The 21,679-nt window shown below is 59.8% G+C and carries 27 protein-coding genes and 1 pseudogene; 23 read left to right on the forward strand and 5 right to left on the reverse strand.

The window, feature by feature from the left end:
• Positions 1–14: 14 nt before the first annotated feature.
• The gene (locus tag NL126_RS21620; protein ID WP_255198922.1) at positions 15–533 is read right to left on the reverse strand and encodes a hypothetical protein; all 519 of its coding nucleotides are present in this window, start codon (positions 531–533) and stop codon (positions 15–17) included.
• A gap of 358 nt (positions 534–891) precedes the next feature.
• Between NL126_RS21620 and NL126_RS21625 the strand changes: the two genes are divergently transcribed.
• The 3 genes from NL126_RS21625 (at position 892) to NL126_RS21635 (ending at position 2,484) form a co-directional block, all read left to right on the forward strand.
• On the forward strand, positions 892–1,425 hold the full coding sequence (locus tag NL126_RS21625; protein ID WP_255198923.1) for a DUF7342 family protein: 534 nt from the start codon (positions 892–894) through the stop codon (positions 1,423–1,425).
• Between the two features lie 8 nt (positions 1,426–1,433).
• Positions 1,434–1,868 carry a toxin-antitoxin system TumE family protein gene (locus tag NL126_RS21630; protein WP_142980903.1) on the forward strand — a complete coding sequence of 145 codons (435 nt, stop codon included), beginning with the start codon at positions 1,434–1,436 and terminating at the stop codon, positions 1,866–1,868.
• Between the two features lie 127 nt (positions 1,869–1,995).
• A complete protein-coding gene (locus NL126_RS21635; RefSeq protein WP_221886772.1) occupies positions 1,996–2,484 on the forward strand; it encodes a hypothetical protein in 489 nt (162 codons plus the stop codon).
• A 63-nt stretch (positions 2,485–2,547) separates the two neighbouring features.
• On the opposite strand, the gene NL126_RS21640 is transcribed toward NL126_RS21635, so the two are convergent.
• Positions 2,548–3,060: a PIN domain-containing protein gene (locus NL126_RS21640; protein WP_255198924.1), complete on the reverse strand. Its 513-nt coding sequence runs from the start codon at positions 3,058–3,060 to the stop codon at positions 2,548–2,550.
• The gene (locus tag NL126_RS21645) at positions 3,061–3,351 is read right to left on the reverse strand and encodes a UPF0175 family protein (RefSeq protein ID WP_255198925.1); all 291 of its coding nucleotides are present in this window, start codon (positions 3,349–3,351) and stop codon (positions 3,061–3,063) included.
• A gap of 269 nt (positions 3,352–3,620) precedes the next feature.
• On the opposite strand from NL126_RS21645, the gene NL126_RS21650 reads away from it, so the two are divergent.
• From NL126_RS21650 to NL126_RS21700, 11 genes and pseudogenes are all read left to right on the forward strand, one after another.
• Positions 3,621–3,911, forward strand: coding sequence for a DUF8069 family protein (locus NL126_RS21650; RefSeq protein WP_119712824.1), 291 nt, complete (start codon positions 3,621–3,623; stop codon positions 3,909–3,911).
• Positions 3,911–4,237, forward strand: a complete 327-nt coding sequence (locus NL126_RS21655) for a DUF7558 family protein (protein WP_255198926.1) — start codon at positions 3,911–3,913, stop codon at positions 4,235–4,237. The genes NL126_RS21650 and NL126_RS21655 overlap by 1 nt, the downstream gene beginning before the upstream one ends.
• 71 nt (positions 4,238–4,308) lie before the next feature.
• A complete protein-coding gene (locus tag NL126_RS21660) occupies positions 4,309–4,611 on the forward strand; it encodes a hypothetical protein (RefSeq protein ID WP_119712826.1) in 303 nt (100 codons plus the stop codon).
• A complete protein-coding gene (locus NL126_RS21665) occupies positions 4,612–5,124 on the forward strand; it encodes a PIN domain-containing protein (RefSeq protein WP_220619789.1) in 513 nt (170 codons plus the stop codon). It abuts the gene before it with no gap.
• A 31-nt stretch (positions 5,125–5,155) separates the two neighbouring features.
• Complete coding sequence (locus NL126_RS21670) at positions 5,156–5,485, forward strand: DUF8158 family protein (RefSeq protein WP_255198927.1); 330 nt, start codon at positions 5,156–5,158, stop codon at positions 5,483–5,485.
• Between the two features lie 614 nt (positions 5,486–6,099).
• Positions 6,100–6,276: a hypothetical protein gene (locus tag NL126_RS21675; RefSeq protein ID WP_220619787.1), complete on the forward strand. Its 177-nt coding sequence runs from the start codon at positions 6,100–6,102 to the stop codon at positions 6,274–6,276.
• Between the two features lie 92 nt (positions 6,277–6,368).
• A complete protein-coding gene (locus NL126_RS21680) occupies positions 6,369–7,610 on the forward strand; it encodes an RNA-guided endonuclease InsQ/TnpB family protein (RefSeq protein WP_220619923.1) in 1,242 nt (413 codons plus the stop codon).
• Positions 7,611–7,965: 355 nt separating this feature from the next.
• Positions 7,966–8,382, forward strand: coding sequence for a hypothetical protein (locus tag NL126_RS21685; RefSeq protein ID WP_220619786.1), 417 nt, complete (start codon positions 7,966–7,968; stop codon positions 8,380–8,382).
• A gap of 1,396 nt (positions 8,383–9,778) precedes the next feature.
• Positions 9,779–10,645, forward strand: a complete 867-nt coding sequence (locus tag NL126_RS21690; protein WP_255198928.1) for a DNA-binding protein — start codon at positions 9,779–9,781, stop codon at positions 10,643–10,645.
• 202 nt (positions 10,646–10,847) lie between these two features.
• Positions 10,848–11,477, forward strand: a complete 630-nt coding sequence (locus tag NL126_RS21695) for a hypothetical protein (RefSeq protein WP_142980796.1) — start codon at positions 10,848–10,850, stop codon at positions 11,475–11,477.
• Positions 11,478–12,498: 1,021 nt separating this feature from the next.
• Positions 12,499–12,588 (forward strand): annotated as a pseudogene (locus NL126_RS21700) (DNA-binding protein); the annotation flags it as partial.
• Positions 12,589–12,784: 196 nt separating this feature from the next.
• Here NL126_RS21700 and NL126_RS21705 read toward each other — a convergent pair.
• On the reverse strand, positions 12,785–13,030 hold the full coding sequence (locus tag NL126_RS21705; RefSeq protein ID WP_142980793.1) for a hypothetical protein: 246 nt from the start codon (positions 13,028–13,030) through the stop codon (positions 12,785–12,787).
• A 145-nt stretch (positions 13,031–13,175) separates the two neighbouring features.
• Here NL126_RS21705 and NL126_RS21710 point away from each other — a divergent pair, with 145 nt between their 5' ends.
• Positions 13,176–13,559 (forward strand): DUF7987 family protein, encoded by a 384-nt coding sequence (locus NL126_RS21710; RefSeq protein WP_142980792.1) that lies wholly within the window; start codon positions 13,176–13,178, stop codon positions 13,557–13,559.
• 393 nt (positions 13,560–13,952) lie between these two features.
• Here NL126_RS21710 and NL126_RS21715 read toward each other — a convergent pair whose 3' ends face one another.
• Entirely contained in the window at positions 13,953–14,348 is a 396-nt protein-coding gene (locus NL126_RS21715; RefSeq protein ID WP_142980790.1) for a hypothetical protein, read from the reverse strand.
• Between the two features lie 296 nt (positions 14,349–14,644).
• On the opposite strand from NL126_RS21715, the gene NL126_RS21720 reads away from it, so the two are divergent.
• The 8 genes from NL126_RS21720 to NL126_RS21755 all read left to right on the forward strand — a co-directional run bounded on the left by NL126_RS21720 (position 14,645) and on the right by NL126_RS21755 (position 21,670).
• Entirely contained in the window at positions 14,645–15,571 is a 927-nt protein-coding gene (locus NL126_RS21720) for a transcription initiation factor IIB (RefSeq protein WP_255198929.1), read from the forward strand.
• Between the two features lie 100 nt (positions 15,572–15,671).
• Positions 15,672–16,556, forward strand: coding sequence for a biosurfactant protein 1 (locus NL126_RS21725; RefSeq protein WP_255198930.1), 885 nt, complete (start codon positions 15,672–15,674; stop codon positions 16,554–16,556).
• 144 nt (positions 16,557–16,700) lie between these two features.
• Complete coding sequence (locus NL126_RS21730; RefSeq protein WP_255198931.1) at positions 16,701–16,889, forward strand: DUF8012 family protein; 189 nt, start codon at positions 16,701–16,703, stop codon at positions 16,887–16,889.
• Positions 16,890–16,995: 106 nt separating this feature from the next.
• Positions 16,996–17,376, forward strand: a complete 381-nt coding sequence (locus NL126_RS21735) for a hypothetical protein (RefSeq protein ID WP_255198932.1) — start codon at positions 16,996–16,998, stop codon at positions 17,374–17,376.
• Positions 17,377–17,444: 68 nt separating this feature from the next.
• Entirely contained in the window at positions 17,445–18,107 is a 663-nt protein-coding gene (locus tag NL126_RS21740) for a DUF6735 family protein (protein ID WP_255198933.1), read from the forward strand.
• A gap of 37 nt (positions 18,108–18,144) precedes the next feature.
• Entirely contained in the window at positions 18,145–18,429 is a 285-nt protein-coding gene (locus tag NL126_RS21745; protein ID WP_255198934.1) for a DUF7967 family protein, read from the forward strand.
• A gap of 61 nt (positions 18,430–18,490) precedes the next feature.
• Positions 18,491–19,237: a helix-turn-helix domain-containing protein gene (locus NL126_RS21750; RefSeq protein ID WP_255198935.1), complete on the forward strand. Its 747-nt coding sequence runs from the start codon at positions 18,491–18,493 to the stop codon at positions 19,235–19,237.
• Between the two features lie 60 nt (positions 19,238–19,297).
• Positions 19,298–21,670: a heavy metal translocating P-type ATPase gene (locus NL126_RS21755; RefSeq protein ID WP_255198936.1), complete on the forward strand. Its 2,373-nt coding sequence runs from the start codon at positions 19,298–19,300 to the stop codon at positions 21,668–21,670.
• The last annotated feature ends 9 nt before the right edge of the window (positions 21,671–21,679 follow it).

Consider the following 21,679-nt stretch of genomic DNA (forward strand, 5'->3'; position numbering starts at 1 on the left):
GAATGCTTTCGCAATTAGTCCGAACAAGTCAGATTTGGATTGGAGTTGGCGAACTGGCCATTCGGATTCTCGGTAAATAGCCAGACATGGAGTCCATAGTGTCTGGGCTGGTCTGAATAATGGCCCTCCATCGGTCCACGAAAGGTTCGTCGGTCGTCACCAGCAAAGAGTGCAGGCGGATCCTCGACGTCACTCGTAGGGACGAACCATTCAGCTCCTCTCAGTTCGTACTGTTCAGTGTCTGTTCGTTCATAGAAGAGTACATTTGGCATATCGTAGGAAACCTGGGGAACATTCTCTTTTACGAATGGGGTACCCAATCCCCCGATACAGGTGTCGATATTTTGATACCCATCGTCTATTGCCTTCTCGTGGTCCTTGTATTTCTCCAGCTTGAGCTTCGCGTCGTTGACCCCCGCTCCCGAGCCACTCTGTCCGGAGCCACCATCAGTCGAGTCATCCGGTTGGCCGAGACACCCCGCCCCCAAGACGAAAAGTGGTGCCGACACAGAGAGAAGCTGCCGTCTATTCATAACTAGTTCTGTCCTGCTTTGGACATAAAACTCCCCGAGTGTGAAAGAGACGTTTGAATGGATTTCCTGACCATCAGTGATCCCCACCAAATAGCTCTCTAAATAAGCAGATTCACTGAGCAGGAGATGCATCTCCAACGGTTCTGAAACCAACACCTTGTGAACTGTTTTATGACTCCTTATCTAGTGGTCTGGTTCCGCGAGCCAAAATTGTTAACCAACAAAACTCGGTGTAACACGCTGTTTGTTGGTTAACTACGCTCAATCTCGCCGCAAAACGGGGGGTCCCGCAGGATACTCCAGTCAGGAAACTATTCCGCGAAGTAAGAACTATATCGTTCGCGCTGCAATTCTGAGTATGTCCGAGACAGACGCCGCCGATGGGCCACCTCCCTTTGAGGATGCGTTCGCCAGCGACGACGTCGAACAACGCATCTACGGCACCATCCTGCAAACTCGCGAGCCGACGGCGGCGAGCGCGATCGCCGACAGCGCCGACTGTGACCCCAAGACCGTCCGGAAGTATCTGGGCTGGTTCGACGACCTCGGCATCGTCACCCGACACGATGGCCATCCAGCCACGTACGAACGCAATGACGCGTACTTCGAGTGGCGACGCATCAACCAGCTCGCAGCCGACCACTCCGTCGAGGACCTGCAGAATCGCGTTCGTGAGCTGACGACGCGCATCACCGAGTATGAAGAGGCGTACGACGCCGCGTCACCGGCCGCTGTCGATGCTGTCGCCGCCGCGGAGGGCAGCGACGAGCGGACCATCGACAACGTGTACAGCGACCTCGGCGACTGGGCGACCGCCCGCGAGGAGCGAGACCGCTACGAACGCGCCCGCCAGCAACGCACCGGTGGCGAACGCGAACAGGCATCCGGGTAGCCCGCTCGATGGTGCCACCGACAGGCGATGGCGGGAGCCCTGCCCCCATCGATCGTCCCATCCTCGAGTTCCTTCAGACGCGGCTCCAAGCGACGAGGCAGGTCTCCCACGCAGCCATCACGGATGCAAACGGCCATCTCGAGCTTCAGGTCGTCTTTGCATCGTCATACTACCCAGCGCCCGTCGACGACGCAACCCTGACTGTCCGCTGGTACATGAACGACGACTTCACAATCCACTATCGTGAGTTACATTCGGGGCACACCTGGGACTGCCGATGGGATCGGCATCCGAACCCCCACAATACGCGCGACCACTTCCATCCCCCGCCCACCGCCCTCACGCCCGGTGACGATGATTCGTGGCCGACCGATCATCGTGATGTCCTGCAACTGGTCCTCGACGAGATCGAAGAACGGATTGCAGCACTGTGGGACGACTAGACGACTCCCTCGCAGTGGCGTTTATCGCGCCGACCAAAGGGTGACGGCGCTCAGCCCGATGGGCACCACACGAGAGCCGCCGTGGTGTCCAGCCTGGTGTCAACTGAGCGCGGTCACAGGTGAATCCATGTCTACGTTTAGTAACTCCGAGACAGCGAGTGCATCGCCGTCAGAAAACCACACGAGCCCACCCCGAGAGACCGAGGACACAGAGCCACAGACATCCTGGCCAGACGATACGAGCAGCGAGGATGGAACACCAACGCTCAGGATGGACCACTGTCCGGAGTGTGGGAACCGTCGCTTCGTCTCAAAACTCCTCGTGTACGAGGTCACCGGCTACGACGAGGGCGGCGAGCAAGAATTCCGCCGCCAGCATGTCCGTGCAGAGTTCGAATACACCTGCAGTGAGTGCCAGACGACACTCCGGACGCTTCCCGCAGAGCGCCGCGATTACTACGACGAAGTCGCGGTCCTCGAAACGGAACGGCGGGCAGCCCTCCGTGATCAACTCCGCCAGCTGGGGAGGCGGGTTTGGCAGCGCCTTGCAGCGCGGACGACGTGGCTGGCACTCGGACTCGTGACACTCGTGACCGGGCTCGTGATCACACTCTAACAGACCGAAACGAGAACGCATCCTCGCTATGGAGCGTACTCTCCGTGCCGCAACGAGGACACATCAGTCCGCAAGTGACTCGAGTTTCTGAATGATCTTCGCATAGACGTCAGGGGCGCAGTACCAGCCCTCGTCGATCATCGCATCAATCACGGTTCGGGCATCGTCGACACTGAGCGTTCCCTCGCTAGCGAGTTTCAGTACAAGATATGCCGTCCCCCGGGTTGTGATTCCCTCGGCCGCTGCGACGTCACGGCCGTACGTCTCATCCATCACGGCCACGCCATCGTGGGTGTCGGCGCAGGCGAGAACAGCGACATCGGCGTCGCTGAGGTTGCTATTATCCTGGAGGCGGGTCAGCAGTGCGGTTGTCTCAACCGACAGGATATCAAACCTGTCGGCATCGACGCTGCGCTCGATGCGACGGGCGTCCGGATATCCCTGCTCGAGACCAGTTTCGACGACCTCCTCGTAGACGCGCTCCGGGAGTACACACGACGCTTCAAGATGCTGGACGAGCGCGAGACGGTCGACCTTCGCGAGGTAGATGAGCGGCGTGGCGTCGAAGACCCACATTCACAGCGCCTCGAGATCCGCGTCGAGATGATCGTCCGCTACCCAGGTGATATCACGTTCTTTGGCGAGCTGTGCAAAGTCCCAGACGGACATCCCTGCCATCTCAGCCGCCTTGCTAAACGTGACGGTACCTGCCGCAAGCTGGTCGAGTGACCGTTCGCGACGCCACTCCTCGAGCCCCTCGGTGAGGAGTTTCCGAACGGCCGTACTCCGGTCGAGCTTCTCGTCTTCGAGATACGCCTCGAGCTCGGCCTCCAACTCGTCGGGCACGCGTGTCGAGATCGTTCCCATACTGTTTACTTCGTGTGCAATGTATACAAACGCTTCGGTGCTTCCGGTAGAGTGGCTCCGGTGTGGTGAAGCAGGCCCACAGTCACTGAAAGAGGTCGGTGGAGGTACAGAAAGATTAACCAACAGACGGGATGTATTTCGGAGGATGTTGGTTAATATAGAGAGAAATCGAGTCAGTCATCCGGCTGTCGGCACGCTCCCACCAGTGAGTTTGTCTGCGCCGGAGGGCGTGGGGCGCGCTCGAAGCGCGTGCAGAAGCGTGAGTTCCTATGCCTGGTCAAGATATCATCGACGACACGACAGACGACTACGAACGACTCGAAAACGAACTCGTTGCACAGGATCGGGATGCGTCCCGAGTCGCGACGGCGGACATCGATGAGGCGACTGCCCGCCGTCTCGTTGGCGACCTTGTCGAGGACGATGTGGTGACGCCGATCCCTGACCAACGCATTCTCGTCCACGAGCCCAGTAGCAAGCCCTTCGAGTCGATCACCCAGCTCGCTGTGTTCCATCGTGGCTGGCAGGCCGCCACCGACGCCGACCCGGAGGACAACTGATGCAACAGACGCTTTCTGGGTGTGCGTTCTGCGATTCACCGCCCGGTGCAGAGATGGGCGAGGCGCATACGTGGGGGAAAGAGGAACGGGTGACGCACCCGATCTGTGTCAACTGTGCCGTCCAAGAGCGGCTGGATCTCGACGAGCGCGACCACCACGCCTGCGACGGCTGTGGGCTCGTCGTCGACGCCCTCGCGGCACTAACCCGGTTCCGTGTCGAACTCGGCCATCTCGAGGGGCCGGTCCAACTGTGTGCTCGCTGTAGCCCTGGTGGGCTCGCGAGGTACTGGACGCGTGACCTCGAGGAGCATCTCGTGGACGGGTGACGCTTGGCCGAGTGAGGCTCACATCGTACACACGAAAACGGCTAAGTGCGTTGGCTCACAATGTACACATCATGAGCACCGATAAGAAGCGCGTGCAGTTTCGGGCCCCCGATCGCCTCATCGACCGGGCCGACGCACTGGCCGCAGTCCTCGGGGAAGACCGAACAGACGTCCTCGTGACCGCGCTTCGGGAGTACCTCCAAGAAGCTACTCACGACGACGCACTCACCCAGGAGATCGCTGCCGCCTATTACGACGATGAGATCACCTTCGAGCAACTCAAAGCGCTCGTCGGCGCCGAGGAGGCGGCAAACCTCCGAGTGTTGAAACAGCAGTTGGACGAGGACTTCATCGACGAGGTCGCCGACGCGTAGATGTCGCGGCTTATCGCAGACGCCTCCGCCCTCGTGAGTCTCGGGATCGTTACTGACGACGACCCCGATCCACTCGCACTCTGTCTCTCCCGGTACGAGGTTGTCATCCCAACGGCGGTCATCGATGAACTCCAAGAGATCGCCTCCTACGATGACGTCCATGGACACGCCGCGTCCGCCGTCCTCGACCGGGTGGATGCATTCACGACACAGTCGGTCGAACTCGATGCCGAGTTTCCCCTCGATGACGGTGAAAACGCGGCGGTCACGCTCGCGAACGATCTCGATGCTGCGCTCTTCCTCTGTGACGAGTTCAACCAACTTGGCTTGATCCACGCCTCACTCGCTGATACCCGGCTCGTCACAACACCGACACTGCTCTCGGTTCTCGTTCGAACTGAACACCTATCAGCTGCTGATGCGCGGTTGCTCCTCGATGCGATCAGTGACGCCCGTAGCTGGGGCGCGAACAGTTACGTGCAGCGAGCTCGCTCATTGCTCGAGGAGACCTAACACCGTGGAGGATCCTTCGAAGTGATTTGGAATGTCCGATAACGACGCTCTCTACGACGTTTGTGAACGAACGAAGAATCCCGAGCACGCATCAGTTGATGACGTGGTCGAACTCGTACTCAAGCGCGCACAGCATCCCCGGACGGAGCACCGGGACGCACATCTCGACGAGATGATGGCTACTGTCGTCGATAGGTACGGGACCGGCCCCGTCCGAACTGTTATCCATCGCGTTCTCGTCGACCACCACCCCTTTCGGACTGCCACGCATGACCTCGAGATGCGTAACGTCGACGGTGTTCGTATCGGGACAGCAGCCGGCCAGTTCCTTACAGAATTGAACGCGCAGCACGACGATTGAAATACAGTTTCTGAAAGCCCTCGGCCGCTCGGCATCCCGCGACCACCGCTGCGCTCCTCGTGCCTGTGGTGCTTGCGGGGTCGGGGGACGACCGAGGCGGCCTCGCCCTTTCTAAGTCCACCAAGACGTCAGCTGTGTCACTGAGCGTCGAGTTCGGTTGGACAGGTGGTTCTCTACGGCCCGCCCCGCTCGCCGCTGCCGCCCTCCGCGTCGCTCGCGACCGACCATTCCGGGCATGCGGGCGCTCTCCGCACCGCCCGCGCCCGTTCCGGGCTAAAATGCATGTGCCCTCGGCGCCAGCGGGTATCCCCGTCGGTTGCGCCCCTTGCGGGCTTTCGCGTTCCAGCGCTTGGTGCCGCCTGCGCTGTCGCGCGCCACACCGCGGCGCGCGTTCTCGGCGACAGTCGCCCTGGACACGGACCCGCACATCGGGCCGGACACGAGCGGGCATATCGATATCTGACCTGCCCTCTACTGACCACGCCGATAGGGTTTTTTAGCGCCTGCAATGGGTGCAGGCGCGACTTGAACACGCCTGCATAGGACTAGGTGATTTCTGATGGAACAACACCACCAGCGACAGGTGTATCGTCAATCAGTGGGGGATCGACAAGATGGCGGTTGACCTTGACGGGTTTGAGCAGGCCGAAGACGAACTGGAGCAGTGGTTGGTCGACCAAGCCGAAGCGGGTGTTCCCGAGATCGTTCTCGTCGGACTCCTTCGTGACTACGCCGACGACATCGAGCATCTCGGATACGTCCCGCGGATGTGGGGCCACAGCGACCGGTGATATGAACCCGATTCCGCTTCTGGTGTCGTTTTTTCGCGCCCGTGATGGGCGGAGGCGCGACGTGGTCGTGCCTTCACCAGAGAGGAATGAAAATGCAACGAACGAATACGTTCGATATCGTCCCCCAATCTGAACCGACAGAAGAGATTCTTGTTCGAGTGCTGGATGCGTCAGCAAGCCTCTGGAACAAACTCACCTACGACCGCCGACAGCAGTTCTTCGAAGGAGAAAGTGTCTGGAAGTGCGATGGCTACTACGACGAGTATGTCGATGTACTGAGCGGGGCGACAACCCAACAGATCGCCCGCGTGAACGATACTGCGTGGCGATCCTTCTTCGAACTTCTCGACAAGCCAGAATACGACCCGAGTCCACCGGGCTACTGGGGGAATCAAGACGATGGTCGAGAACTCCGAACCTACATTCGAAACGACTCGTACACCATTCAGTGGAATAGGCGGTCCCGACTGGAAATCCGCATCGGCATGGACCTCAAGGACGAGTACGGATTCGGAATGTACGAACGGCTTCGGCTACCGGTTCGAGGGGATCCAAAATGGAGTGGAGACGCTGGACGCCTTGAAATCTCGTACGACCCAGTCGAAGAAACGTACCGTGTGCATCAGTCCATAACCGTCGACGACGTCAGAAGAAGCGACTCAGATGGCTCTGAGGCCGCTGCACTCGATCTCGGCGCAAACGTGCTCGTTGCTTGTACGGCAACAACCGGTGGGCAGTATCTCTACAGTGGCCACCATCCGTTCGAGCAGTTCCGAGAGACGACTAACGCTATCGCCAACGCCCAAGCGAAACTCCCCGACGGACAACACACGAGTCAGCGAATCAAACGGCTCTATCGCAAACGCTCGCGGCGACGTGACCACGCAGTGAACGCACTCCTTCGGGACTTAGTCGAGCGCTTAGAGGCGGCTGGTGTCACGACGCTCTATCACGGCGATCTCACCGGCGTTCTCGGTGAGTACTGGTCGGTGGAGGCGAACCTCAAGGCACGGTCGTTCTGGGCTCACCGACAGTGCATTGATCGACTCTCATCCGTCTGCGAAGAGTACGGGATTGACGTAGAAACAATCTCCGAGGCGTGGACGTCCCAGACCTGTCCGAAGTGTGGCGAGCGGGACCGAACATTCCGGCATCAAGAGACACTCACCTGCCCGTGTGGCTTCGAGGGACACGCTGATCTCGTTGCGTCGAAAGCGTTGCTTGCGCAGGCGACGAGCCCGACAGTCAGGCCGACGGCACGGCCCGTGCGGTTCCAGTGGGACGATCATCAGTGGCATCCCGTCGAGGGTGCCGCAGTGTTGCCCAACGAATAGCGCATAAACCCGCCAAGGTGCCGCCGTAGCGTCATCGACGCTAGCGAGCGGACGCTCCTACGAATGGAGTGGATGTCGACCCGCTGGACGCTCGCATTACTCGGACGTACTCCAAGTACAGCTCTATCTCCAGAATAAGGCTACTGACTAGAGAACACCGAACTGCAAGCGCGTGATACTGGCCTCCTCGGAAACGACGCGCCGTCGTGTCCGATAGCGCTCCCCAACGGTCTATGTTTGGTTCTTTGACGGAAGGGTGGCACCGATATTTAGTGAATTGCTTAAACCCGCGGCCTTGAGGATTCAGCCTGGATGACCCGAAGGAATATAGTCATACGAGTGGAATCTTTGGTATATGAGCGCCCTGAAAAACCTCCACAAGCCAGGCAAACCCCTTCAAATTGGTTATCGTGGTCTCTCTGCAATCTTGGGAGTTGTAACGCTAGCAACATTCGGGATCGACCGATTTCTGTTTGAAACGGCAGGTCAATCACTTGGAGAACTACCGGCGTATGTGATGGGTGGTGTCCTCCTAGTCGTCGGGATGAGTGCCTTCTACGCGTCAGCAACCGGTCACGACATCAGAACGGCAATTCTCGTCTCGTTAGGGCCGGTTGCCGGGCTCTTCGTGTATTTAATCGGGTATCACCTCGTCTTGCCTCCGAGTACTGACTCTCCGACGTGGCTCATATTCCTCGCCTTTGCCGGAGTCCTTCTTGCGATTGGGACTGTCGCACACCTTTGTGGTCGTTTAGTCAAACGAGTATTCTAAACCTGTTTGGAGCGTCCTCCTTCCGTACGCCAGCAAGATCCATGGTCGTCAGCGACACAATATGGCCCCTCCGAAGTTGGTCTAAAGGGAGATCACGTATATCTGCCAATCAGCCAATCGTACTAGTCTGCGAGAATTTACGACCACGGAGCCAGTATTCTATCGCCGCCAGAATACCGTAGGCAGCGAGATAAAATGGTGCCCACACAAACACAAAGAGGAACCCGGGCGAATCCCCTTGTCCACTTCCAATTGGTGGGATATACACGAGTATATGCCAGAAAACGAGGATACCTATCAATAGCATCCCCGGGCTACGGATTTCATATCGAAGCCAGAGAAAAACGGGAATCCCTATTGTTACCAACCCAAACGCCATAGATAGCGCAAGTGCGTCCCAAAGCGTTCCTGAGATTGAAACATTCGAGGTTGGAAGGAGGCTATACGCGAACACACCGAGTGAATAGAGGACGGTGACTACGATACTGATAGCGAGAGGACGCTTCCATGTTTCCGACACCGAGAACCACCGATGGAGGGCCGACATACGGCACTATAGTGCTTGACCTAACATTACTCTTTACCAGTAGGCCAACGTTTGATTCTTTGACAGATAAGTCGGAGTGAGATTTAGAACCCTATTACAGTAGTTGGCAGTACGGATTCTTCATCCAGAACGCTGGCTGAAATGACCGTTACCACAGGTTCTTCTAGAGAGACAAACAGTTGCTAGCGTCTGGTGCGGGTACCTCGAAAGCCCCCGGACGCTCGCCGGCCGCGACTCGCTGTGCGCCTCGTTCCTGCGGTGCTTGCGTCGTCGAGGTACGTCAAGCGTCCGGCCCCTTTCAGTCCCGCCCGGGATCTATTGCTGGTCAGCAATCTCAATCGGCTGGCTGGTGTGGGACGAACGGCACGCCCCGCTCGCCGCTTCCGCCCTCCGCGTCGCTCGCGACCGACCATTCCGGGCGTGCGGGCGCTCTCCGCACCGCCCGCGCCCGTTCCGGGCTAAAGTGAATCTGGTCTCGACGCCAGCATTAAGCGCGTTTTCGGTTGCGCCCCTCGCGGGCTTTCGCGTTCCAGCGCTTTGGGCCGTTCCACGCGGCGAGTCACACCCCGACTCGCCGTGCTCACGACCGTCGCCCTGGACACGGACCCGCAGTCCGGGCCGGACGCGAGAAACGGCTTAAAGCTGGCCGCTCGCTCCGGGCGGGTCGGCGCGCGGTGCTGGATGATCGTCCGCCTCGGGCGCGCTCTCGCTCGCGCCCACAGGGCGCTCGCGAAGGCGCGAGCGAGAGCGCGCAGACGAGTCTGTCGGTCGTTGTCGTCGAGGAAATCCGCGATGTTGTAGCATCGCGGTGTCGGGCGCGTGAGCGCCTTCAGGAACCAGTGAGTTCCAATGTCAAGTAAGAACGTCTCCAGTGAAGTAGTTTCGGTCGATGAACAGGCTTTCGAGAAACACGATGACGTCGAGGTCGACGAGGATGGGTTCGAGGTCGTCGACGAGACCCCGGAGTTCCGGGCGACGGTCGACATGGAAGTACAGGCGAAAGTCGATTCCAACCATCCGGACGCGCGGGTCGAGGAAGGCCCGGATCACATGTTCGGGAAGACTCTCGAACAGGAGGAGCGCATCGAGGCCCGGGAAGCCGAGCTGGAGCACATCAGTGCCCAGGCGGAACTCAGTGAGCAGGAGGGACGCGCGAAGCGGACGCGGGAGGTCGTCGTCGAGCAGTGTGGCCGGGACGAGCCCGAACCGGTGGAGTGCACGGATCCCCGAGAGAAGCTGACGCAGGAGGAACTCGCGGCGGTGAACAAGCAGGCGATGCGGATCAGCGATGAAGTGCAGGGCGGCTGGTCGAGAGCGGTCGTCGCGAAGCAACTGGCCGAGAAGGTGCAGCGCGGAGAGGACGTGACGAAGGCGGTGCTGGAGACCCTTGAGGAGTTGAAGGCGGCGCCGGGGGCGATCGTGCCCATCGCGGACGTGCCGGACGTCCCGGTCGGTGAGGTGACAGTTCAAGGAACTGTGCAGACCCTTTGGGAACCGAGCAGTAGCGCGATTCAGCAAGTCGGGCTGATAGCGGATGACAGCGGGAAAATCAAGTTCACCTGCTGGGAACGGTCGAATCAAACCGTGGTGCGGGAAGGCCAGACAGTGCGGTTCCGGGCAGCAGCGAAAAACTGGTACGAAGGTCGGTGCTCAATCGCGCTGACTGGGTGGTCGCGTATCGAGTTCCCAGAACGCGGCCGTTGGTGGGAAGAATAGCGAGCGACGCAGTCTCTTTCTTTTTTGTGTGCCGGACCAGACCCAAGCCCCGCCGCCCCACCCTCCGCTCCGTGCTCGCTCCCAATGGTCGCTGCGCGCGCAGCCACGACCGTGAGGTAGGATGGGAAGGTGAGTTGACCTCTTCTGGGAGGTCAATGTGTAGCAGTGAGAGTTTGTCCGCGCCGCCGATGGGCGCAGCGCGATGTCCAACAGTTCATCCGAGACCCATGATTTCGATGCGTGGTTCACTGGCTTCTTCGACGGCGAGGGCTGTATCCGTATCTCAATTGCCGACCGAGAGCGGTACAGTACCGGCTTTGAACTTGCACCAATGCTCCGAATCACCCACGAACAGTTGACTGGAACTCTCGACGCAGAAGGCTGGATTGGCGTGAAAGTAGATCAGAATAGTGAGTATCGAGTCGACCATCGACTTCAGCCGCAGATCGAGGTCACCGAGACGTATCGTGACCACCTGATGGAGGCGCTTTGTGCGTACTGTGATGCTCGCGGCGTGAACTGTCATGTGTCCAGTCTCGAATCCAATGAGAACCGGAGCGATCAGTACATTTGGGGCGTGCAGGGTATCAGCAATACACGGACGCTCCTGACCCCGCTCCGCGATCAGTTCATCGTCAAGCGCGAACAGGTCGATCTCCTCCTCGACGAGATTCTGCCCCGGATGGACCAGGGCGTCCATCACGAGAAAGAAGGCTTTCTTGAGGTGATGTACTACGTCGACCGGTTCAACTCGTACAAAGGTGGCAGTCGAGGGAAATACACACTCGAGTATTTCGAGGAACTCTGGGGGATGGAGTACTCACCGAAGTAGTCAGATCGAGCTCGACTCAGTACTTGCTTCGGTGTACGCGCTCCCAAGACGAGGAAGGTGAGCGTGCAGCGTGAGGTTTGTCCTGCCCTCAAAAGGGTGGAGGGCGATACAATTCGTCCTCTCGGACCCAGTTATGAGTGATCAACAGACAACGACAAGCCGCGAACGGCTGCGAATGTATCTCGTGCAGGCACTGACTCGTACAGAATCAGACGATGTCCAGTGGCATCTCAAGGCTGCGTTGCGAGAATGGGAGAACTTGCCGCCGACACCGCTGCAAGAGTGTCCTATCTGTGGGAAAGTCGGACTACCGGAACGGATTCAGCAGCATAAATGCACTAATTGAGAGCAGATAATGAGATAGTTCGCACACCCTTCAGCGCAACCACCAAACGAAAGGTGAGTACAGATGAACGATAGAACAAACTAGGTCATAACATCCCTGATTCCCGTCAGAAGCGTCGTGACCGAGACAGAGGAAGGATATATCATATCAGCGGGAGACTAGAAAGGTATGTCCGGCTCAGAATTTCCGTCCTCGTGGAGCGACCCTCAATACGTCACAGCTATCGTCGGTGTGCTTGCTGTCGCCGCACTCTATGTCTATAGTGCCCTCACGCAGTCTGGCCCAACAACAGGTGAAATCACGTTCGTCTTACTGGTTGTCCTCCTCCCAACCACAGTAGCCTATGAAGTCGCTCGTCGCTGGTGAACCATCTCGTTCAGTTCGCACACCTACCTAACGGCTGGTTCAGAAGGAAGTGGGTGAAATAAAGGACTAGTCGTGCTGAATGTAGGCTCTACACTGAGCGATTCGGACAGCATGATTCTGACATCCCCTCCGTGCTGAATATGCGCTGTTTATACAGCACGGGCTTAGAAATACCCACCGGAACTGACAGCTTCTCCCACAATCCGTTCATAGATTTGTATAGTACCTGATCTACAGAATATCAAGGAAGAACATCCTTCGGAGCAGGCGGTGGTTCAAGAATTGAGGAAGCCCAATTCAAGTACGCTAAGAAATTGGTACCAAGGTCGGTGCAGTCTCGCGATCACGGGCTGGAGTCGGATCGAATTCCCAGAGCGCGGTCGGTGGTGGGAAGAATAGCCAGTCGAAGCAACCCTCTTTTTTGCTGTGTGCCAGACCGACCCAAGCCCCACCGCCCCACCCTCCGCTCCGTGCTCGCTTCGCTGCGCGCGCAGCCACGACCTTGTAGACGGACTAACAGAGGAGATCATAGACAGTCCCTCCAGAGGTCGAGATCAATCTATGCTTCCTGACGTGACTGGTACGTAGAGCGTGCTTATTTTTTCTTGTCCTCTTTTCGACGAGCGAAGTAGTCGTCCGCAATGCCGGGATAGAAGCCAAGATGATGTAATAGCAGGAAGAACCCGATTCCAACGACGAGAACTATCACGACTTGTAGAAGTACGTTAACAAGGAGTGAGATACCTCCCATCCCCGCCCGGGAATACGCGAAAATACCGGCAACGGCCGCCATTGCCAGAATCGAGGCGATCTCCCACTTCCCCAGTCCCATAAATCGCATATCTTAATACTTGTCTGTGAGAGGGAAATACTTTCCCTGTATGCAACATGGAGATTCTATCAAACGAATACTGTAGGCTGGTCTCAGCGATCAATTCCCCGACAATGCACAGGGTGTTTTATATCGTGGCCATCAAAATAATCACATGCCAACAACTGTGGACAACGAGGAAACCGACCGTTCACGCACAGAGTTGGCCGGGCTCGCAGCCTTGGGGCTTGCGTACGTGCTCGCCGGTCTGGGGTTGTTCTACGGACTTGCAATCGACTCAATGCAGGTGTTCACCGCTGCAGTAATCGCGATTTTAGTACTGCTGGCTGTTTCGATGGTCATCATTGTACGGAACGAACCACTTGTTTCCCGCGAGAACGTTGTGATTTCAGTCTGTGTATTCGTAGCGGTGGCCCTCTTCCTCGGATTGAGTACCTTCACTGCTCTTCCGTATACGGTGCTTGTCGGCGTCCTCATTCTCGTCGGCGTAATTATTCCTGGGCTGGTTCTTCAGTATGGGCCGTCAATTGTCAATTGAGATGGCTCACTCAATACCCTGTAACTACCAATTAGAGTGGTCGGTCGATGTTATGGGATGAAAACAGGCGATGGTGAGTTGAGGGAGGCTTATCGTACATAGCGCTCGTTTGATAGGGTCCAACTGTCCGCAGATGCTGCTGTTCGAACCGTTCTCTGTGGCTATACCTCGACGGCTACGCTGACTGCGTCTCTGCACGAGATTTCCGGTACAAATAGACGAGCAGCCCCGGTACTCCCAGGAACCCATACGTGACCCCGCGAAGTTGCGGCGAGGACAATCCTCGTTTCACCGAATCCCGGTACACATAGTACCCGACCGTCGGCCAGAAAATCAAAAGATACAGTCCCATACGAACGAGGAGGCCGTTGTATGCAGTGAGCCAATCCATTCTCACACTGTCGACTGTTGTCGCCGAGCAACACGCCAGATCAGGACCCCGAACCCGACAGCGACAGCGTAGCCGAGGATGATGAGTGGGCCACGTCCGTTCACGAGCACGTCGTAGAGCACGACGAATCCACCGAGCACACTCCCGACAATCAACCAGAGGAGCTGGCTGCCTTCGGTCTTCGCTTTTAACTCCAAGCCAGTCGCGAGACGGATCCCAACCATTAGGGCTGCCAGCACCGCAGCCGTGAGGAGAGGTAATCCCAGCGCGGTGAGTGCTGATGCCGCAAGCACATCCGTCGACGTGAGAATAAGCGACCAGCCAAACAGGCCGATGGCCAGCCAGACGACGCTCCGCCAGAGCTCCTCGTTGATGATTTCGCGCGTATCGGGTTTCATAACGGGAAAACTACGACTTGGGCACCAATAAATGTAGTCTGGTTGGGATTCAGACATCCCGGTCGAGGAGGAGCCAGGGCGACGCGCCCCTTTTTTGCTGGTGTGTAGCGGTCACCGCCACCTCCCACCACCTCCACGGTCCGGGCTGCTCACGGCGCTGCGCGCCGTTGCGCGGCCGGGCTTTCGCCACCGCAGTCCATCGGAGTCAGCGCCGTCCCGTGTGGTGTGTATTTGCCCCGTGATGGGTGAGGGGCATTCCGAGAGCGCGATTCGCGTGCGTCCCCTCGTGTGTATTCATGGCAACCAGAGACATCTACGAGACGGCGTTCGACGAAGACGTCCAGACCGACACGGAGTCGAATCAGTGTCCCGAGTGCGATGGCCGGGTCACCACCAACGCGGTCGAAACCGTCTGCGAGGACTGTGGCCTCGTCGTCGACGAGCAGCGAATCGACCACGGGCCGGAGTGGCGAGGATTCGACGAAGACGAGCGCGAGCGCACAGGCGCTCCGTTGACGGCGGCGCGGCACGATCGTGGGTTGTCGACGAAGATCGGCCGCGGGACCGATGCAAACGGGAACGAACTCTCAGGACAGAAGCGACGGCGGCTCGCTCGGATGCGCCGTGAACAGACGCGTGGGCGGTTTCAGTCGAAAGCCGAACGCAACCTTGCACACGGGCTTAGTGAAGTCCGCCGGATCAGTAGTGCGCTCGAACTATCCGAGACGATCCGTGACCAGGCCTGCCAGCTATTCCGCAGCGCTCAGAACGAGGACCTCCTGCAGGGCCGGTCGATCGAGGCGATGGCCGCCGCGAGCGTCTACGGCGCGTGTCGGTGTAACGGGCGACCACGAACGCTCGTCGACATTACCGATGCAGCGCGCGTCGAGCAATCGCGGGTGACGAACGCATACACGACGCTGAATACGGAACTTGGCCTGCCAGCCCAGCCCGTGACGCCCAGCGCGTTCGTTCCGCGGTTGGCCTCGGAGCTCGACGTCTCCGATCAGATCCGGCAGCGGGCTCGGCAGTTGGCGGAAGCATCCGAATCGACCGGAGCAACCACGGGGGTTCGACCATCCGGGTTCGCTGCAGCCTGTCTGTACAAGGCCGGACGCGAAGACGGACGGTGGCTCACCCAGTCGGACGTCGCTGACGTTGCGAACGTCTCGGTGGTCACCGTGCGGACCCACCGCGACGCGCTGGACGAACTGGCTGTCTAACGCCCACACTGCTGATTTTCGATTGTATGTCTGTAGGCTGATTGATGTGAGAGCCATTGTTTAAACCCGAAGACGAAGCATGATACGGCCAGATCACTCTATGACCGACCAGTACGCCGACTACGAAGCCCTCCGACCGCTCGGCGAAGCGACCCACGTTCCCGACAACCAGCTCACCAGTGGTGGTAAGCCCCGGCGACAGCGATCTGGGAGCGTCGACGCAGGCTATCCAGACGACCCGACAGAAGGTGAGACCGAGTGCGATTCCTGTGGAGCGTCGATCCCCGCTGGCCAGTCGAAGTGCCGGTTCTGTCTCACGAACCATCTCGAAGCAGCCGACGATCAGGACACATCGACTGCCGAACAGACTCTCCTCCATATCATCCACATAGTCGTTGAGGCGTCGACGTTCTACGGCGCCGTCGGGAAGGGATCTGCTGCGGCCACCCTCCTCGCGAAGGCAGACGATGACCCAGTAGTCGATGACTGCAAGCTAATCTATGATCTCGACGAGGAACCGGCCCCACGGCTTGTCGATCAGTGGCCCTCGCTCCCCTCGGCGACACGGGTCACGTCTGAATGTGGTAATCAGCTGCTCGCGGCTGCTCGTGAGCGGACGGCGTGGACAGAGACGACGCAGTCCTGTCACGACGGCGAGCACACGACGTTCCTCTACGAGGAAACCGGGAGTGGGGTTCACTCCGAAGATCGTCTTGCAAGCCTACGTGAGGACGCAGACGGCGACCTCTGGCTGGTGCCAGCGATTGCGGTCCAGGAATCCGTTGACAAGACCGATACCGAACAGCCACGACGCGAGCGCCCGAAGAGAACTCACCTCGAGTGTCGGGAGTGTGATCGGAAGACTAAGCATCGATTCCGCGAGTTCGAGGCTGTCCCCGATGACGAGTGGACCGGGCAGCCAATGTGGGGCTGTCAGCGGTGCGGCACGCCACGCTACGGGCCCGAACCCGAAGCCGATCAGTAAAGACGACGTCAAATTAACCAACAATTCTGGTGTCGGCTCGGAGTTGTTGGTTAACAGAAGCCAGCTCGCGACCACCCGACGATACCACACCTGCTGACTGCCCGCCGGTGTTTTTCGGCGCCGAGAATTGGCGGAGGCGCACACATGGATCCACGAGACACCCCCGGCTATCGACTCCACCGCGCGCTCAGTAGCCTCACCAGTATCGACAGCGACCAATTGGAGCCCGCTGATCGAGAGCGAATTAGCACCGCGACGACGCTCCTCGAGCAGGTGGATGTTCTCACCCAACCGAATACGACGAGGGACGGTGACATCAACAGAGAATCCTGACAGCTCGACGCATCGGCAGCGCAACGTCATGTGGCCGTCACAGCGTGAGCAGTTGCTCGCCCCCTGAAAGGGTGCGGGGGCGCGAGACAGCTCCCGAGAACAATCCATGGCAACACTCCAAGCCGCAACGACATCGACCGGCGCGCTCGTATCGGATCCACAGGCCGTCCGCGAGCTCTGTGAGAACCACTGCTTCGGGACGCTCAACTGGGAGGTGGACGACGACGGCGAACTGATCATCTGGGGCTACGACAGCTTCGAAGTGTACGAAGTTCGTGAGAACGGACTTCCTGACTACGACGGTGGCATCGTCACCCACGAGTTCCTCCGGTCGCTTGCGGAGTATCTCGAACCGAACGAAAAATTCGACATTCAGACAGCCGGATTTACCAAGTGCCGATTTCCCGTGCTGGCGAAACGTTACGTCGTCCGCGACGGTGAGGTGCTGTACGCGGACCTCAGTTCCCCCGACCCGATCGACGAGTAGCGTTGTTCGTCCCCCGGGAGGGGTGCGGGGCGATCCAGTCGTGGGTCGTCCTGCAAGGAGATTGTTCAATGGGCCACCGCGCACTCGTTGCGTACGAACGCACAGACGGACAGTACACGCTCCACTACTCTCATTGGGGTGCATCAAATCTGAAGCTCAAGCACCGAATCTCGGCTGAGTCGCCGTTCGGTGGCGAAGACACCGACTCCAAGTGGGCGAAACAGCTGCTGGCGGAGTTAGCCGATGGCCTCGAGGCAGATGCGGTCGACGGCTACCTCGCCGGCGAAGACCGACCGTCGACGGTCGTCGAGCCGAAGCCTCGCGCCACCGGGCTCACGCTCGAGGAGATTATCGCTGACCATCTCGACTACCTCCACCATGAGGCGTTTTACGTGGTGTCGACGACGTTCGAGGTGACCGCCTATCGGACGCTGTGGTTCGGCCTGCAGTACGACTCGGAGACAGTCGAACAGGGGGAGACGGTCGGGAACGGCGCGCTCGCGACGGTGCGCTGGTACGCCGGCGAGCCGGTCGGCGACGGCCACCTGCAGGGACAGTTCGCGGCCCTCAAAGACGTCGTCGGCGACATGCTCGACAAAGGCGTCTTCACGCCGTCGACGGCGAGACAGTACCTGAAACGGAAGCTGGCCGCGCGAGTCGGAGACCGACAGGAGTTCCTCATTCCGACCGGAGAATCACCCTTCGAGACAGCGGGTCTCGGCAAGCCGTAACACCAATTCCTTAGTGGATATCGGGGGACGTCTAAGTATGTCAAATCAGTCTGAAGATGACGTTCGTGTTTGGCTTGTCGAACGGACGTACTCCGATGACGAGCAGAACCTGATCATCCTCACCTACGCAACACCCGATGGAGAACAGTACTATCGGAAGGAACGCGCACTCACGTCCTTCACCGACGTCCGAAATACGACAGCAGCAGTCGATGCTGAACCCGGCAATCTTGGCATGGTCGATGACCCCGACCTCCAAGAGCAATACGCGGCCGAAGCACAGCGAATGCAGGAAGTTCACGACCCTGACGACGTAATCTGAGGTCTACTGGTCGACAACGCTGCAGGCCATGGGTTATGTCGTAGCAGGCCGTACACAGGATATGCGCGAACTCATCTTCGCACTCGAATACGAGCCGGGCTGTAATCGGGTGGCTGACGCTCTCGCCGACCACTCCGACGCCCGCGTCCGCTCGCTCTCGCTGCACGCCACTGCCGAACGTCTCTGGCGGGTCGACCATGCTACCGGAACTCCTGAGGCGCTCGACGCTATCGAGGACGCCTTTCTCACCGGCGACTACTACGCCGACTGTCTGGCGACTGAGGACTGCAACGCCACACAGACCACCCGCGTCCTCGACCGCACGGACGACGCGCTCGTCCTCTACTCAGATTGGGAGCGCACTCCGACCTGCGCCTCAGTCCCCCACATCGCTCGCGACCATCTCGGCGACGGCGTGCTGTTCGAGACTCGTCACGAGGGCCGCCACTACACGTGGCGACTCATCCACTCCGGTGAGGGCGACGTGGCGGCGTTCTTCGACGCTCTCAAAGTCGCCGTCGGGGAGTGCGCCCAGATGGAGATGCTCCGCACAGCGGACACAACATCAGCTAGGGGAAGCGACGGAACACCGAGTGGATTGCCTCCAGCCCAAGAGGCTGCTCTCCAGGCCGCCGTCGAACACGGCTACTACGAATCACCCCGCGAGGTCGATGTTGGAGAACTCGCAGAGCATCTCGACGTGCCACGGTCAACACTCACCTACCGACTCCGTCGGGCGGAAGAACATTTGGCGAAGCAACATGTCGCCGGCGAGCGGGTCACGGAAGAACAGCTGGCATCCCACTGAGGGGTAAAGTTGGAATATTCCAACAAAGGCATATCGAACTCCCGCTCCTACCGTGACGTGATGACAGAGAATCCGGACGCAGCAGGAGGAACGAGCGGCGGCGGACAGCGACGTGAGCTGACCGCCCGCCTCGCCGTTCCCGAGATGGACTGTCCCTCTTGCGCCCAAAAGGTGGACAAGAGCCTCCAGCGTGTCGACGGCATTACTGACGCCACGCTCCAGCCGACCACCGGCACGGCCAACGTCACGTACGACCCTGATCGGACTAGCGAAGCCGACGTAATCAAGGCGATTGAAGGCGCCGGCTACGAGGTCGTCGGGGGCTCGGACGCTGAGGGCGATGATGAGGACAACCAGGCGACCGACGGCGTCGACATCGCGCCACCATCGGAGGTCTGGACGAGTCCTCGCGCGAAGAAGACGTGGCTCGGCGCGGCGTTCGTCACGCTCGGCCTCCTCTTCGAATTCCTCCTCACCGGACAGAACGTCACGGTGGCGAGCGTCCTCGAGTACCCGCTCCACATCGCAGATGTCCTGTTCCTCGGCGCCGTCGCGGCCAGTGGCATCCCGGTCGTCCGTAGCGGGTACTACTCCGCGAAGAACCGAAGCCTCGACATCGACCTGCTGATGGGGACGGCGATCATCGCGGCGACCGGTATCGGCTACTTCGTCGAGGCGGCGACGCTGGCCGTCCTGTTCAGCATCGCCGAGCTGCTCGAGGACTACGCGATGGACAGGGCACGGGACTCCCTGCGCGAGCTGATGGAACTCTCGCCCGACGAGGCGACCGTCCTTCGCGACGGTGAGGAAGTGACCGTTCCCGCCGAGGAGGTCGACGTTGGCGAGACCGTGGTCGTCCGCCCCGGTGACAAGATTCCGTTGGACGGCACGGTCATCGACGGCGAGAGTGCAGTCGACCAGTCGCCGATCACGGGCGAGAGCGTCCCCGTCGACAAGGCTGCCGGTGACGAGGTCTACGCTGGCGCGATCAACGAGGAGGGGTACCTCGAGGTAGAGGTCACCTCGACCGCTGGCGATTCGACGCTCTCGCGCATCATCGAGATGGTCCAGGGCGCACAGGCGAAGAAGACCGAGTCTGAGCAGTTCGTCGACCGCTTCTCCGGCTACTACACACCCCTCGTCGTCGTGCTGGCAATCCTGACCGCCGCTATCCCGCCGCTGGTTATCGCCGACCCCATCTCGGTGGACGTGGCCGGGTACGGGTTCACTTTCGCGAGCGACTGGCAGACCTGGTTCATCCGCGGGCTCACCCTGCTGGTAATCGCCTGCCCGTGTGCGTTCGTCATCTCCACACCCGTCTCGGTGGTGTCGGGCATCACCAGCGCCGCGAAGAACGGCGTCCTGATCAAGGGCGGCAACTACCTCGAAGCGATGGGCGAAGTCGATGCCGTCGCGCTCGACAAGACGGGGACGCTCACGAAGGGCGAACTCGCCGTCACCGACGTCGTCCCGGTCGGCGACACCACGGAGGCCGATCTGCTCCGTCGCGCCGCCGGGCTGGAGCGGCGCAGTGAGCACCCCATCGCTGCGGCGATTCTCGCCCGTGCTGAGGAGGCGGGCGTGGGTAACTTGCCCGACCCGACTGGCTTCGAGAGCCTCACGGGGAAGGGCATCCGGGGCGAGATCGACGGCGAGACGTACTATGCGGGCAAGCCCGCGCTCTTCGAGGAGCTGGGCTTCGATCTCTCTCGGGCACGCCGCGAGACGGACGGCGGCGTCGCGGCGGAAGAGGCGGCCGAGGCCGACGACGGGGCATTCGCCGAGGACGCGCTCGCCGCACTGGAGCGGGAGGGCAAGACGGTCGTTATCGTCGGGACGGAGTCGGAACTGCTGGGTGCGATCGCCATCGCCGACGAGGTACGCCCGGCCTCGAAGCGGGCTGTCGAACGCCTGCACGAGCTGGGCGTTGAGCGCGTGGTGATGCTGACCGGCGACAACGAGGGCACCGCCCGCGCCATCGCCGAGCAGGTCGGTGTCGATGAGTATCGCGCCGAACTCCTACCCGACGAGAAGGTCGACGCGGTCGAAGAGTTACAGGCGGAGTACGGGGAGGTCGCGATGGTCGGCGACGGCATCAATGACGCCCCCGCGCTCGCCACTGCGGAGGTCGGCATCGCGATGGGCGCGGCGGGCACCGACACCGCCCTCGAAACGGCTGATATTGCGTTGATGGGCGACGACATCGGGAAACTCCCGTACTTGTACGACCTGTCGCATACGGCCAACGGCGTGATCCGGCAGAACATCTGGGCCAGCCTCGGCGTGAAGCTCCTGCTCGCGCTAGGCGTGCCGCTGGGCCTGGTCAGCGTTGCGCTGGCAGTCGTTGTCGGAGATATGGGGATGAGCCTCGGCGTCACCGGGAACGCGATGCGGTTGTCACGAATCGAGCCCGATCGAATCATCGACGCCTGATTCTGCGGC

Source organism: Halorarius litoreus, assembly GCF_024362405.1.
Lineage (GTDB): Archaea > Halobacteriota > Halobacteria > Halobacteriales > Haloarculaceae > Halorarius > Halorarius litoreus.